Source organism: Streptomyces neyagawaensis, assembly GCF_023516595.1.
Taxonomy (GTDB): Bacteria; Actinomycetota; Actinomycetes; order Streptomycetales; family Streptomycetaceae; genus Streptomyces; species Streptomyces neyagawaensis.
Genome location: NZ_JAMGBG010000023.1, coordinates 61530 through 76022 on the forward strand (window position 1 = coordinate 61530; position 14493 = coordinate 76022).

General features: G+C 71.9%; 12 protein-coding genes. 2 read left to right on the forward strand and 10 right to left on the reverse strand.

Going from position 1 to position 14493, the window contains the following annotated elements:
• Positions 1-65 precede the first annotated feature (65 nt).
• Positions 66-902, forward strand: a complete 837-nt coding sequence (locus M8J73_RS11730; RefSeq protein WP_249828584.1) for an LPXTG cell wall anchor domain-containing protein — start codon at positions 66-68, stop codon at positions 900-902.
• A gap of 68 nt (positions 903-970) precedes the next feature.
• Here M8J73_RS11730 and M8J73_RS11735 read toward each other — a convergent pair whose 3' ends face one another.
• Positions 971-2224, reverse strand: coding sequence for an NAD(P)-binding domain-containing protein (locus M8J73_RS11735; RefSeq protein WP_055540035.1), 1254 nt, complete (start codon positions 2222-2224; stop codon positions 971-973).
• Positions 2224-3480: a carboxylate--amine ligase gene (locus tag M8J73_RS11740; protein ID WP_055540036.1), complete on the reverse strand. Its 1257-nt coding sequence runs from the start codon at positions 3478-3480 to the stop codon at positions 2224-2226. Before M8J73_RS11740 ends, M8J73_RS11735 begins: the two co-directional genes overlap by 1 nt.
• A gap of 203 nt (positions 3481-3683) precedes the next feature.
• Here M8J73_RS11740 and M8J73_RS11745 point away from each other — a divergent pair, with 203 nt between their 5' ends.
• Positions 3684-5036, forward strand: coding sequence for a glycoside hydrolase family 26 protein (locus M8J73_RS11745; protein ID WP_055540037.1), 1353 nt, complete (start codon positions 3684-3686; stop codon positions 5034-5036).
• 46 nt (positions 5037-5082) lie between these two features.
• On the opposite strand, the gene M8J73_RS11750 is transcribed toward M8J73_RS11745, so the two are convergent.
• Genes M8J73_RS11750 through M8J73_RS11785 form a run of 8 tightly spaced genes read right to left on the reverse strand, consistent with a single transcriptional unit; the run spans position 5083 to position 14474 of the window.
• Positions 5083-6165, reverse strand: coding sequence for a GNAT family N-acetyltransferase (locus tag M8J73_RS11750; protein ID WP_055540038.1), 1083 nt, complete (start codon positions 6163-6165; stop codon positions 5083-5085).
• A complete protein-coding gene (locus M8J73_RS11755; RefSeq protein WP_055540039.1) occupies positions 6162-6821 on the reverse strand; it encodes a YveK family protein in 660 nt (219 codons plus the stop codon). The genes M8J73_RS11750 and M8J73_RS11755 overlap by 4 nt, the downstream gene beginning before the upstream one ends.
• A complete protein-coding gene (locus M8J73_RS11760) occupies positions 6818-7969 on the reverse strand; it encodes a glycosyltransferase (RefSeq protein ID WP_055540040.1) in 1152 nt (383 codons plus the stop codon). The genes M8J73_RS11755 and M8J73_RS11760 overlap by 4 nt, the downstream gene beginning before the upstream one ends.
• Before the next feature lies 1 nt (position 7970).
• Positions 7971-8735, reverse strand: a complete 765-nt coding sequence (locus M8J73_RS11765; protein WP_079054976.1) for a polysaccharide deacetylase family protein — start codon at positions 8733-8735, stop codon at positions 7971-7973.
• Positions 8719-10512: a lipid II flippase MurJ gene (locus M8J73_RS11770; RefSeq protein WP_055540056.1), complete on the reverse strand. Its 1794-nt coding sequence runs from the start codon at positions 10510-10512 to the stop codon at positions 8719-8721. The genes M8J73_RS11765 and M8J73_RS11770 overlap by 17 nt, the downstream gene beginning before the upstream one ends.
• Positions 10503-11864: an O-antigen ligase family protein gene (locus M8J73_RS11775; RefSeq protein ID WP_055540042.1), complete on the reverse strand. Its 1362-nt coding sequence runs from the start codon at positions 11862-11864 to the stop codon at positions 10503-10505. The genes M8J73_RS11770 and M8J73_RS11775 overlap by 10 nt, the downstream gene beginning before the upstream one ends.
• A 4-nt stretch (positions 11865-11868) precedes the next feature.
• On the reverse strand, positions 11869-13296 hold the full coding sequence (locus tag M8J73_RS11780; RefSeq protein ID WP_055540043.1) for an exopolysaccharide biosynthesis polyprenyl glycosylphosphotransferase: 1428 nt from the start codon (positions 13294-13296) through the stop codon (positions 11869-11871).
• The gene (locus M8J73_RS11785) at positions 13293-14474 is read right to left on the reverse strand and encodes a glycosyltransferase (RefSeq protein WP_055540044.1); all 1182 of its coding nucleotides are present in this window, start codon (positions 14472-14474) and stop codon (positions 13293-13295) included. Before M8J73_RS11785 ends, M8J73_RS11780 begins: the two co-directional genes overlap by 4 nt.
• Positions 14475-14493 lie beyond the last annotated feature (19 nt).

Genomic DNA, 14493 nt, shown 5'->3' on the forward strand with positions numbered 1-14493 from the left:
GGCTCTGGACCCGTTCCGGTTCCAGAGCCGGCATTTCCACATGGCTCGACCAGGAAGACAAGAGATTGCGACAGAACCTGAGCAGGGGAATGGTCGTGGCCGCCGCCGCGACGAGCATTCTGTCCCTGTACGGCACGCCGGCCCTCGCGGACGCGCCCTCCGAGAAGACCCCGGGGGGCTCACCCGGCGCACCTGCTGCTCTGCCCGGCGACAGTGCCCTCCACACCCTGGGGGACGGTCCCGCAAGCGCCGGCCCCAAGCACAGCCACATGAGCACCACGCCCGACCTGTCCCCCGTGAAGTCCCGCATCAGCGGCCCCGACCTCAGCGGGACGCGGGCTGCGGCCCGTGAGTTCGCCCCGGCTGACGGCCGTCAGCACGGCGACCACTGGCGTCATGGCGAGGCCGCCGGGTACGGCGAAGACGGCGGCTACGGTGACGGCGACGGCGGTGATGGCGGCGTCGTCGACCACTGGCGTCAGGGCGAGGCTGCCGGGTACGGCGACGACGACAGCGGCTTCGGCGGCGCCGGCGACCACTGGCTTCACGGCGAGGCTGCCGGGTACGGCGACGGCGGCTACGGTGACGACGACGGCGGCTATGGCGAAGACGGCGGCTACGGTGACGACGGCGGCGGCGACGGTGACAAACCGCCTACGAAGCCCCCCACCACGCCGCCCGCCACCACGCCGCCGGTGAAGTCACCGCCCGGGCCACCGCACCAGCCCCCCTCGGTCGGCGTCCCGCCGCGGAAGCCACCGGTCTCGCCCCCGGCACAACCGCCGGCCCTTCCCGAGACCGGCGTCGGTGAGCAGGTAATGGCGGCATCGGGCATCGCCGTGCTGCTGCTGACGGGCGGCGCCATCCTGTACCGACGAGGCCGGGCCGGGTCCGGCCGATAGCGTCCCGCTCCGGGTGCCGGAGGAAGCACCTCCGGCACCCGGCATCCCCTTCGCCGGCAGTGCGTCTCTCAGGGTGCTTCTGCGTGCCTGCGGCCCACCGGTACGGGGATCGCCCGGGCGGGCGGGACGGCGGTGCGCAGTCGGTGGCGTACTCCTCGTACGAGCGTTGTCGCCGTGAAGGTCGCTCCGTGGACGAAGCGCATGGCCGGGCCGAACGTGGAGGCCGTCAACAGGCCTGCCAGGAACAGTCCGTGACACGAGGACTCGAAGGTCCGTCCGACAGCCGGGGACCCGTCGGATGTCGTGGTGAGGCTCGCGCGCAGCTCCTCGGAGAGCAGGCCGAGCCGGTCGCGGGTCGCGCGAAACCCCGTGGCCGCGATCACGTGCTCGGTATCCACGGAGCTCAGCTCCCCAGCCCGGTTCACCGTCTCCAGTCGTACGCCGCCCGGCACCGCACGGGCCGCGACGACCTCGCGGCCGAGCATCGTCTCCACCACCGGCTCGACCCGGTCCCGCACCCACCAGGCACCCGCCGGCCCCAGCGCCGTGGCCGCGATACGGGTGCGGGTCCCCTCGGGGAGGCGACGGAAGAGGTCCGGACGCTCGGCGTAGAACCAGTTGCGCCAGCCGCAGCCGAGACCGCTGTGCGGGGTGCGGGCCGACTGCCACCACAGGCGCTGCAAGGGTGGCGGCACGTCGTTCCAGCGCAGTCGTTGCGCCCTCGCCAGCAGCCGTACGCGCGTGCCCTGTTCGGCGAGGAGCGCCGCTGTCTCCAGAGCTGCCTGGCCGCCACCGATCACCGTGACGTCCATACCACGGAAACGGCCGAGGTCACGGTGGTCGCTGCTGTGCGTGACAAGTGCGGGATGCAGGCCGCGCAGGACGGAAGGCACCTGTGTGAAGGGCATGACGCCGACCGCCAGTGCCACCGTCCGGGCGCGCAGCACCTCTCCGTCCTCGGTGACCGCCTCGAAGCCGACCGGACCGGCTGCCACCCGGCTCACCATGCGCTCGTCCACCTCGGGCACCGCGTGACGCGCGAACCACAGGCCGTACTCGGCGAACGTCTCCACCGGGATCGGCTCCGCGTGACGCGCCGTGAGTCCCGAGGCCGAGCAGTACGCGTCCAGACGCCACCGGCCGTCAGGGTCGGCGAGGTTGGAGGCCCATGGCTCGGACTTCAGGTACATGCCGCGAGCCATGTGGGCCCGCCAGGACGCCATGGGCCGCCCGAGGACGCGCAGGTCCAGCCCGGCGGCCGCGGCGTGCGACGCGATGGACAGGCCGTATGGGCCCGCGCCCACCACCAGCAGGTCGTACATCAGCAACTGCTCGCTTTCTCGTCGTCGATGAGGGGCTGTGCGGCCGCCTGACGGGCCACGCGTGCCGATGCGGGTGCCGGCCGGACCGCGCACAGCCGCTCCCGCAGTCGACGGGACACGTGGCGGCACCAAAGGGACCACATCGCCCTGCCGGGAGCGGGGTCGTCCGTGGCGTGCCAGGCCAGTTCGCGTCCGCGCGGCGCGGGCCGCAGCGCGGCCAGTGGTGCGTAGTTCTCCACCACGAACGACCGCCCCAACAGTGGTGCGGCCGCCCGCAGCGGACGGTGTGTCAGGTCGAGATGCAGGGCGCGTACGACGTCCAGCCCGGCGGAGTCGGAGAAGAGCCGGAACTGGGCGCCGGGGCGCGGGTTGAAGTCGAGCAGGTGGTAGAGGCCCGTCGCGCCGCAACGACGGAAGTCGAGGTCGAGGATGCCGCGGTAGCCGAGTTCACCGGTGAGCCGCTCGGCGAGTGCCTGCACCTGTGGGTTGGCCGTCCAGCAGCCGACGGCGGTCAGGCCCGCCCCGCGTGGCCACGCCCGTTGCTTGCGGCCCGACCCGCCCGCGCGCACAGCACCGGAGCGGTCGGCGTATCCGTGGAAGAACCAGTCGCGGTTCGGACCCGGCGGCAGATACGCCTGCAGCAGCAGCGGGCTGCCGGCCTCCTCGGTGCGCAGATACAGCTCCCGGGCCTGCTGAGCGGAGTTCACCAGTACCGTGCTGCGCAGCGTGCTGCCGGCGGGCACCAGCCAGGGCCGGCTCCACTTCGCCACCAGCGGAAGTCCCAGCCGACGGGTGGCGTCGGCGGCCTCGGCCGGGCTGTCCGGGACCAGGGTCACCGGGTGCGCGATGTCCAAGGACGCGCACAGGGCGGCCAGGTCGGCCTTGTCGGCGGCGCGTTCGGGCAGAGTGCCGGGCGAGGGCAGCAGATAGGAGGGGGCGAGTTCCTCACGCATACGGCCCACGGCGACCGCGCTCGCGTCGTCCATCGGCACCAGGACGGCGGGGCGCTTGATCCGGGTGGCCACCCGGCGCAGCGCGGCGGCGATCTCGCGGGGGGACGACCTGGGCGGCGGCGGGGGATGCATTTCCCGTAGAAATCGCGATCTGGCTACGGGGCTTCCCATGGAATCGGCGACTACATGCACCTCCACTCCCGCTCTGCCGAGCGAACGAACAGCGCCCAGCGTTCCGTGGTGAAAGATATTCCGGTCGATCCGCAGCACCACGGCGGGGACGCGGGTGTCGAGCAGCTGCACAGACCTCACTCCTTCGGATCGGCTCACCCGTGCGGGCGAGCGAGGCACTCGGAAGTCGTAACCACAGTGGCGTCACGCCATTTCATGTGACTGGATGTCAGTAATACGGAGTGTCAGTAATACGGAAAGCGAAGCAGAAGACCAACAGTGGCAGCGGGAACACCAGGGCTGAAAACAGCAGGAGTGCGGAGAGCGGAGCAGACATGGTTCTACAGCAATGTCGGGCCCGGACCAGGCGGCCGGCGGTCGTCGCGGCGGTGGTCGCCATTTCGGCCGCGCTGGCCTCCGGTACCGGCTTCGCAGCGGGGACGGGGCCCATCGCCGGTCCTCCCGCTCCGATGGCGGCCACCCCGGCACCGACGGTGTCGACGCTGCCCGCGGTCGGCCCATCGGTCGCGCCGCCGTCGCCGAAGTCACCGCAGACATCCGCGGTCACGCCGACCCTCACGCCCGAGCCTCTCACCAAGCCGTCGAAGTCGGCCCCGTCGAGTTCTTCGGCCACCGCGCCGACGACCTCGTCGTCCGGCAGTGAGCGCCCCGCCTTCGGCGCCTTCATCGACTCCGGAGTCCGGGGCGTGTACGCCATGACGGGACTCAGCAGGTGGCTGGGTGGCACCGAACTGCGCGTCGGCCACACCTATCTGCCGGGGGATCGTTGGAGCAACATCGAGGGCACGCACCGCTTCCTCGCGCCGTGGGCGCGCTGGCGCACGGCGAAGGACGACCGGATCTTCGTCCTCAACGTGCCCATGCAGGAGCGCAACGAGGAGGGTGTCTCCGACACCGAGGTCAGGTCGCTGCTGCGGCAGGGCGCGGCCGGGCACTTCGACCATCACTTCCGCGCACTCGCCGAGCGGCTGGTCGCGTTGGACGTGCCGGACACGGTAGTGGTGCTCGGCTGGGAGATGAACGGCACGACCTACACCCATCGCTGTGGACCCGACCCGACGGCATGGAAGACGTACTGGAACAGGATCGTCACCACCATGCGTTCGGTGCCGGGCCAGGAATTCCGGTTCGACTTCACGCCGAGCCGGGGTCGGGACGCCGTTCCCTGGACGCAGTGCTACCCCGGGGACGACACGGTCGACATCATCGGAATGGACTCGTACGACCAGCCTCGAGGAGTCACCTTCGACGAGCAGGTGAAAGAACCGTACGGGCTGCAAGCACAGGTGGATTTCGCGAAGTCCCATAAGAAGCCCATCTCCTATCCCGAATGGGGACTCTTCCGTAACGGTGACAACGCCGAATACATGCGGCGGATGCTCGCCTGGATCGACGAGCACAAGCCGTTGTACAACACGCTGACCGACTACTGCCCGCACGGAGTCTGGCAGTGTGCGGGCAATCCCAGATCTTCCCTGGTCTACCGGTCCGCCCTTTTCGGCGGTGCGGGCGAACCGGCGACCCTGCCCGAGCCGTCCGTGCCTCCCGCGCCCACCGTGCCGTCGCCCCACAGGAACTGCCCGCCGCTGCGCCTCGGCGACTGGGGCGAGTACTGGCTCGGCGGACGGCTGTGCCTGCGTCTCGACTTGTGGTGGGGGGCTCGCTAGCGACCACTGGCGGCGGGTCCCGCGCGGGTCCCGCCGCCCGTGGTCGCTAGCGGAAGCGACGCAGCAACTCCTTGCCCCGCCGCCGCACGGCCACGTCGCCGACCACCGCCGACATCAGCGGGGCCGTGCGCCGCCGGGCCAGCAGCAGCCGCCGGTTGGTGACGGATTCGGGGCGCCAGTGGTGTTTGTAGGGCTCGTCGCCGCGCAGCAGGCTCAGCGTGTGCAGTCTCCCGTTACCCGCGTGCTGAGTGCAGGCATCGAGGAGCATCACCGCCACGTCCGCCTTGCGTTCCCGCAGGCGTGGGTGGGCGCCGTACAGGTAGCCGCCCGCGAGCCGGCGCGACAGCAGTGTCAGGTCCACGGCCACCACGTCGCCGTCGAGCCGGAACTCGGTGACCACGGCGTTGCCGGAACTCACCATCGGCCCAACGGAGCGCGTCAGGTGCTCGCAGAAGCGTGTCTGCAGGTGTTCCGGCGTCACGTTCCGGCCCTGCCACTGCAGCCGGTGGAGTTCGAGCAGCCGCTGAAGCGCCGGGCCCACCCGGTCTGGCGGTACGACGTGCCGCTCCACGCCGAGCGACCTCAGCTTGCGCAGCTTGGCGCGGATCCGTTGGGCCTTGCGGGACGCCAGCCGGGACACCAGTTCGTCCATGTGCACGGCGGGGAGCTCCAGACACAGCGAGTCCTGGAGCCGGTGGCGCGGCCCTCTCCAGCGCTCGTAGACGTGCTCGACCGCTCCGCCCGGCCGCACCTCGCGGAAGTCGATGAGCGCGGTGCGGGCCGCGGCCGACAGCGCCTCGGCGAGCACGGCGGCCGCCCGGTCCGCGCGCTCGTCGTCGATGAGGACGTCCCCGTAGTCGGAGATCGTCCCACCGAGCGGTACGAGCCTGGGCACCGGGCCGCGCCGGAGCATCAAGGGCGCGGCGGCCACGAGTTCGCTGCCCTGGCGCACGAGCACAAGCCGCAGCCGGCCGGGCCTGCCGTACGAGAGCCACCATGAGTGCAACCAGGCGTGGCTCTGAAACGGGGTCGCCGCGCCGCACCGCTCGTACAGTCGCCCCCAACCGGGGGCCACTTCGGCGAAGGCACGCGCGTCGGTGACGAGCTCCGTCGTGAACGGCGTCGTCACAGCTGTCCGCGTACGTCGGCGGCGACGGCCGGGCCGGGCACCGCCGCGGGGAGGGCGATGTCGTCGCTTTCCGCCCGCTTCGGCCTCACGAGCAGCGCCAGGCCGCCCAGCAGGCCCCCCGCGCTCGTGCCGACCAGACCGGTCACCACCGGTGACGCGGACGTCGGCTCGGTCGGCCGCACTGCCGGTGAGAACGGGACGAGTTCGACGTGGGTACTGCCCTTGGTCCTGTTCGCGTGGCGGGTCAGCGCGCTGGTGACCGCGTTGGCCATGCCGGAGGCGAGGCCGGGGCGAGGGGAGGTGGCCGAGACTGCGATCATCGGCGCGTCCGGCGAGGTGGCGGCCCGCACACTCCGCCGCAGTGTCCGTGCCGGCACGCCCGCCGACGACTGCGCATCCCCGAGCACCGCGAGCTGCGTGGCGGCACGGCCGTACGCCTGTGCGAATCCGAGTGTGGAGGTCGGGTCGGAATTCTGGCTCGGTACGGCGACGACATAGCTGGTCGCCGTGTAGGTCGGGGCTTTGAGCGTGCCGTAGGCACCGCCGGCCAGGCCGCCGACGAGCATGCCGGTCGCGAGCAGCAACCAGGGCCGCAGGAGGCCGGTTCGGCCGGCTTGGCCGGGTTGCCGGCGAAATCGAGTGGGGTTTTCGGTCATGAGGAACTGGCTTCCTGGAGTGAGGCGGGCATGGAGTGGGACATCGCTGCCGTGTACACGTTCATCAGCTGTGCGGCGCTGTGGGAGATGCTGTAGTGGTGCGCGGCGTCCGCAGCCGTACGGGGTCGCGGGCCGGCCGCGCGCACCGCGGCGACGGCACGGGCGTACGCCACGGGGCCGCCACGCACGCGTAGGGCACCGGTGGCGGCCTGCGCGGGCAGGTCCTCGATCGCCGGGCAGGATGTGTAGAGCACGGGCAGGCCGGCCGCCAGGGCCTCCACGACCGCCAGCCCGAAGGCTTCCTCCGGGGACGGTGAGGCGAGCAGGTCCATGGCGAACGCGAGTGAGGGCACATCGGGGCCGGAGGAGGCGTCGGGGAGGTCGGGGCGCTCGCCGGTGAACAGGACGCGGTCGGCCACGCCCGCCTCGTGGGCGGTACGGCGCAGGACGTTGTCCTCCGGGCCGCCACCCACCAGCAACAGCCAGTGGTCGTTCGGCAGCAGGGCCATCGCCCGGATGAGGACGTCGAAGCGCTTGCCCGCGGTGAGGCGGCCGATCCCGCCGACGACGTAGGCGTCCTCCGGCAGTCCGAGGCGTCGGCGGGTGTGGTGGCGCCGGGACGCGTCGAAGCGGAAACGAGCCAGGTCGATCCCGTTGGGAACGACCTGGATGCGTGCGGAGGGCACGCCCCAGCGTTCGAGACGGTCGGCCACCGCGGGGGAGACGGCGACCGTGGCGGAGCCGAGGCGCTCACTGGCGAGGTAGAGCGCGCGGACGCCCGCAGTCAGCCTCCTGCCTTCCATCTGGGAGTCGCCGAGGGAATGTTCGGTGGCGACCACGGCCCGGACGCCGGCGAGTCGGGCGGCCAACCGGCCGTAGACGCAGGCGCGATAGAGGTGGGTGTGGACCAGGTCGTAGCCACCGGTGCGGATCAGGCGGGTCAAGCGGGGGAGCGCGGACAGGTCGTGGTTGGCGCCCATGCCGAGGTGGTGCACGCGCACTCCGTCGGCAGCGAGCCCGTCGGCGACGGCGCCCGGGTTGGTGAGGGTCACCACCTCGCAGTCGACGCTGAGGTGCCGCAGCAGCAGGCGGAGCTGTTGTTCGGCGCCGCCGACGCCAAGACCGGTGATGACGTGCAGAGCTTTCATGTCACACACCCTCCACACGGCGCCGGCGCAGCCGGTGCAGCCGGTGTTTGAGGTGCAGCCGCCAGGTTGTGTCGTTCTGACCGATGTGCAGACGGGGGAGGGCGTGCGGGCCGGTCAGGGGGCCGGGATCGATGGCGCAGGCGTAGGTGTATCCGGCTTCGCGTACGGCGGCCACGGCGCGGCGGTCGATCGTGCCGTACGGGTAGCAGAACCCGTCGACCGGAGCGCCGATCAGCTCTGTCAGCAGTGCCTTGCTGCCGCTGACCTCGGCCTGCAGAGTGGCATCGTCGGCCCGGGTGAGATCGACGTGTGTCAGCCCGTGTGAACCGATCTCCACGCCGGCGTCGGCCGCCTGCCGGACGCCGTCCGCGGACAGCAGCGGCTTGCGCGGGCCGAGCGGGTCCCATTCGTTGACGCCCCCGAGGCGGGCGGGCAGGACGAAGAGGGTGGCACCGCAGTTCCAGTGGCGCAGCGCCGGCAGCGCGTGCCCCAGGAAGTCGGCGTATCCGTCGTCGAAGGTGAGACCGATCAGGCGCCTCCCCTTGCCCTGGGCGCGGGCGGCGAGCAGTTCGCGCAGGGACACACCGCGCAGCCGGTGCCGGCGCAGCCAGGCCAGCTGCCGCTCCAACCGCTCGGGCGTGACCGTGATGCGGTACGGGTCGTCGGAACAGTCGCCCACGGAGTGGTACATCGCCACCCACGGGACGGGGCGGGGGCGTCCGGCCGCGCGTCTGCCCGTGCCGATTGATTCAACTGGAACGACCATGCCTCAGCCTCCGAGTGACGGCACCTACGGAATGGAGCGCGGATGTGCGGCCCTGGGTGTCCATGGCCAGGTCGAGCAGGAGGAAGACGGCGGTCACGGTCACGCAGCCGACCGCGAGACCGAGCACCGGGGACCCCGGCATGCCGGAGGCGTACCCGCCCGCCGCAGTGGCAGCCGCCGCCGCCCGCAGCGGCCCGCCCAGATCGGACAGCACGTGCCTGGTACGGAGGCGGACCCCGCGTGGCCCGCCGTGCTGCGCGGGTCGACGCCGACGGGCCGCGGTCCAGGTCGAGAAGGCGAACGAAATCGGTCCCGTGGCGCTTCCGGCTCGCTGTGTGCTCTCGGGACGGGTGTGCCCGTCCCGCTTCTGCGCGAGGCCGACGAGTAGCAGTACGGCCGTGACGGTGATGCCGGCGGCGTTGGCGCCTGCGATCCCCAGCACACCTCCGGAGCCCACGGTCGCCACCCCGATCCAGGTGGTCGCGATGACACCCGCGGTCATGGCCCCGATCGGATACCAGGTGGGCCGCCCCGCCGAGAAGTACGTGCGGATCAGTACACCCACCAACGTCTGGCCGAGCAGCCCGAGGGCGTACACACGCAGGGCCTCCGCTGTCGCCACCGTGTCCTGCGCGGTGAACGCACCCCGCTGGAACAGGATCTCGATGATCTGCGGCGCGCAGGCGACCACTGTGGCAGCGCCGAAGAGCACCAGGCGGCAAGCCAGGGCGAGGTCCCGCTCCACCCGGGCGCGGGCCCGCTCCGTGTCGCCGTCGGCGAGTGCCTGCGCGATCACCGGGAAGGTGACGGTGCACAGCATCAGCGACAGCGTCATGGGGATCTGGGCCACCTTCTGCGCGTAGTTGAGGTGCGAGATGGCCCCGGCGGGAAGGGTGGAGGCCAGGAGGCGTTCGATCAGTACCTGGGACTGGCGGCACATGGCGAAGATGAGAACGCTGCTGATCAGGGCGAGGTTCATCGGGCGTACTTCGACGCGGCTGCCGGACGCGGCTGGGCCTCGAGTCCTGAACAGACGCAGCAGGGAGGGCAGTTGGACCAAGACCATCAGGCAGCCGCCCATCGCCACACCGGCCGCCGCCGATCGCACGCCCCAGCGCTCGCCGAGCAGGAACATCGCGGTAATGATGCCGATGTTGTAGGCCACGTAGATCGTGGCGGGGGCCAGGAAGCGACGGTGCGCCCGCAGAGCCGCGCTGCAGTACCCGGCGAGCCCGAAGCTCAGTACACAGGTCGCTGTCAGCCGGGTGCAGTCGGCGGCGAGACCGGGGTCGGGGAGGCCGGGCGCCAGCGCCTCGACCAGGTAGCGGGCTCCCACGATGATCAGGGCGGATACGGCGACGAAGCCGAGGGCCAGGCGGGGCAGGGTGCCGGTGACGAGGGAGCGGACCGGGTCGCCGGAGACACCCTGGGCGCGCCGGGTCAGGGCCAGGCTGAAAGCCGGGATCATCGCGATGGCCAGGCCGTCCTCGATGAGGAGCGTGGCGGCGAACTCCGGTACGGTCCACGCGACCAGAAAAGCGTCCGTCTCGATGCCCGCTCCGAAGAGCTGGGCCAGTGTCTGGTCCCGCACCAGACCGAGCAGCGCTCCGGCGACCGACAGCGACGCCGTGATCAGAGTGGCCCTCGCGATGAACTTCCCGGAGGCCGCAGGGGAGTCGGTGCCGACCACGTCCTGTGTGGCCGCCCGTGCCGCGGGTACGGCCGCCGCGTCGGTGCCGGAAACGGGCGCAGGCGGAGTCTGCGGCGTCATGGACATCGCGTCACGCTCCCAGGCGCGTTCGCGCGTACCGGAACCGCCGGGGCGGCCTGCGCCTTGCCGTTCCCGGTCAGCGCCCACCACGCCACCATCCCGAGGGCCACGGCGGTCAGTACGGTGGAGGGGCCGCCGATGTCGGCGTACGCGAAGTCGGTGAGCTGCCAGACCAGCAGTCCGCAGGCGACCAGCCCGCAGCCGAGGCCGTGCGGCCCCGACGCGCGTGCGCGCACAGTCGCCCGCAGCGCGCACACCAGCAGCGTCAGCCAGCTTCCGGCGAACGCGGTCAGCCCGAGCAGGCCCTGTTCGCTCAGCACCAGCAGGTACATGCTGTGCGGTGACAGCAGCGGTTGCCTCCGGTACGCGGCCCCCGCGCCGCCGGTGTCGCTGCCCGACGACAGCGTCAGCGAGGCGTACGTGTCCCGGTACTCGGGGAACCCTTTCAACCCGACGCCGGTCAGTGAGTGATCGCGCCACATGTCGGTTGCGGCCGCCCACATCGTGTACCGGTCGGCGACGGACTGGTCGGGGGCGTCGGCGACCTGCGTGATGCTGTCGATCCGCTCCTCCAGCAGCGCTGTGCCGACACCGAGACCGCCCACCAGGACCACGCCCGCCGCGACTACGGCCGCAGCCACCTTGAGCGCGCGCCGCAACCCGGCCAGGAGCAGCTGCACCGTGCAGGTCACAGCTGTAGCGATCCACGCGCCCCGGCTGAAGGACATCGCGAGCGGCAGCAGCAGCGCCAACGCGCACGCGAGGGCGACTGCCCGTTCTCGTACGGAGGTCCGCCCGAGCGCGAGGGCGAACGCGCACACGAGGCCGAGGCCCACCACCGTTGCCATCCCCATCACGTCCTGCGGCCCGAACGTGCCGACGGCCCGGATCTGCTCGCCCTGGAAGGAGGCGCCGGTCCGGGTGACGTACTGGTGCACTCCGACGGCCCCCTGCCAGCCCGCGAGCGCTACGAACGACCAGGCCAGCAACCGGAAGTCGCCCTGGCCGCGGATCAACAGCAGGACCGCCGCAGGGACGAGCACGAAGATCTGCAGATACCGGCCCATGCCGGTGATCCCGGCCTCGGGTGAGAATGCCCCCAGGGCGGCGACTGCCAGCCCGAGGACCGGCAGGCCCAGCACCACGGCGGCCGTACGTGGCAAGGGGCGGCGCCGGTCGCGTACGAGGCGGACCACACAGAAGAGCACCAGGAAGCCGGACATCGCGTCGGCCGGACCAGGGCCGCCCTCGCCGCTCGGGTCGAGCGGCAGGGCCAGCAGGGCGAGCACGGCCACCACGGCAAGGGCCGGCGTCACGATGGCGCCGCGGCGCGCGAGCGGTGTCACTGCGAGGCTCATGCGCTCAGCTTCCTGTCGGGCGCGTGAGCGTGCCCACGGTGCGCAACAGGATGCACACGTCCTGCCACAGCGACCAGTTGTCGATGTAGACGTTGTCGAACCGGAAGCGGTCCTCGATGGACGTGTCGCCGCGCAGTCCATGGACCTGGGCGAGGCCGGTGATGCCGGTCCGCATACGGTGGCGAGCCGCGTAGCCGGGGTAGGACTCGCTGAACTGTCCGACGAAGTAGGGGCGCTCGGGCCGAGGTCCGACCAGACTCATGTCGCCCCGCAGCACGTTCCACAGCTGGAGGAGCTCATCGAGCGAGGTGCGCCGCAGCATGCGGCAGAAACCGCGCATCTCGTGTTCGTTCGCCACGCTCCACCGGGTCGCCGCCTCGTGCTCGTCGAGGGGGCGGTGGGTGCGGAACTTCAACAGCGTGAACGGCTTTCCGTCCTTGCCGATGCGCTCCTGCCGGAACACCACCCCCGGCCCGTCGCTGATCCGCAGTGCCACCGCGCACACCAGCAACAGGGGACTGACCAGCAGCAGCAGCGTTGCCGACACAAGGACGTCGAACGCCCGTTTGCCCGCGCTGGCGAGTGGCGTCGCGGACCTCTGCAGAAGCCGACAGGAGAACCCGGCCAGTTGCTCCTTCGTCGCGTACGACGGAGAGTCCGCGTCCACCTCCCACACCGTGCAGCCCCACTCGGCCAGCGCGCTGAGCAGCGGTCCCTGCTGGGACCGTACGGAGGGGGCGACGACCAGCGCCGCCCGAACGCCGTTCTGGACGACCGCCCTCGCGACCTCTTCACCGGTGGTCAGAACCGGCAGGCCCCCGGCGCCGTCCTGCTGTTCGGCCACGACTCCCACCGGCCGTAGCCCGCACCGGGGGTGGCGCAGCACGGCGGCGGCCACGCGTTGCGCGGTCGCCGCCGGGCCGATGACGAGCGCGGCGCCGGGGTTGCGCAGCAGCGCGGAGCGGCACCACGTGTGCACGATGCCGCGTAGCGCGCAACTCGCCGCGGCCTGCACGGCGAAGCCCAGCAACAGAGCGCGGGCGGACAATGCGTGCTCCGGCCGGTAGGCCGCCGTCAGCGCGGCGAGCGCCAGCCAGGCCACCGCGGTCCGGCCACAGTTGGCGGGCAGTTCGTCGAGGACGCCCGGTAGCGGCGGGCGCGTGCGATGCGGGCGCAGCAGCACAAACGCGGCCAGCAAGGCCAAGGCGAGCGGATGGAGCTGAGGCCCGGTCAGTGTCAGGACACCCAGCAGGGCGGCCGTGCCGTCCGCGACGAGCAGGGATACCGGCGGCGCCGACCCCGGGGGCCGCGGCCTGCCGGCGGGTCGCGGGGCACTCGGGACAGCCCCGCGCGTCGGCATGACCGAGACGGGCGGGGTTCTGTGTTCGTGGGGGTGTGTGGCGGTGGAGGAGATCGTACTGTCCGCGGTCACGAGTGGATGGACTCCCTATGCTGCGGGGGTGCGACGCGGGGATCGGGTCGCACGCCGATCAGATGGCGGTAGACGTCCGTAACCGCCTCGGCGGTGTGCCGCACGTCGTGCGAGGACAGGACGTACTGGAGCCCCTGGCGGCCGAGCGATGCGCGCAGCGGCGGGTCGAGCAGAAGGTCGGCAAGGGCCCTGGCCAGCGTCGCCGGGTTCTCGGGCGGGACCAGGCAGTGGGGTGCGAGGGAGAGGGGCAGGCTCTCGCGGGCACCGTCGACGTCTGTGGTCACCACCGGCCGGCCGCAGGCCATCGCTTCCAGCGGGGCCAGCGCCATGCCCTCCCAACGGGACGGCAGGACGACGAGGTCCGCGGCCTGGTACCAGGGGACGACGTCGGCGACTGCGCCCGTGAAAAGCACGGACTCCGGCGCGCACGCCCGAAGCCGATCGCGGTCCGGCCCGTCGCCGACCAGGACGAGACGCGCGCCGGGCACCCGCCGGGCGACGGAACTCCACGCTCTGAGCAGTACGGCCTGGCCCTTCTGCCGGCACAGCCGCCCCACACAGACCACGAGCGGCGCGGCGGGATCGACCTCGCGCAACGGCCTCAGGCCGGCCCGTACGGTACCGGCGGGCGCGGGGCGGAAGCGCTGTACGTCGACGCCGTTGGGGATGACGCACCACCGTCCGCTGATCCCGGCGCGCATGCCGGTCATGCGCTCCGCCTCACTCACGCACACCACCTGGGAGGCCCAACGCACCCCCCACCGCTCCCAGGCCCGCGCGAGCGCCGAGGCGGCCCCGCCGGTGGCCTCGAACGACCAGGCGTGCGGCTGGAACACGGTGGGGATCCTCCCCCGGACGGCGAGCCGTCCGGCGAGCCCGGCCTTCGCGCTGTGCGCATGCACCAGGTGAGGGCGCACGTCATCGATCACGCGTGCGAGATGTCGTACCTCCCGCACGAGTGACGGACCCGGTGACCGCGTCGCGTGCCAGTGCCGTACGTCCGCCCCCAGTTGCCGGAGGCCTGTGGTGAGTGCCCCGTCGGGGCAGGCCACCGTGACGGCCAGGCCGGCCGTGAGCTGCGCCCGCACCAGGTCCGTCACGACGCGGGCGACTCCGGCCTCCACGGGCTGAGTGAGGTGCAGGACCCGCGGCCGAGGGTCAGTTGTTGACGTGTGCATGCGTGATCTCCTCGCGCGC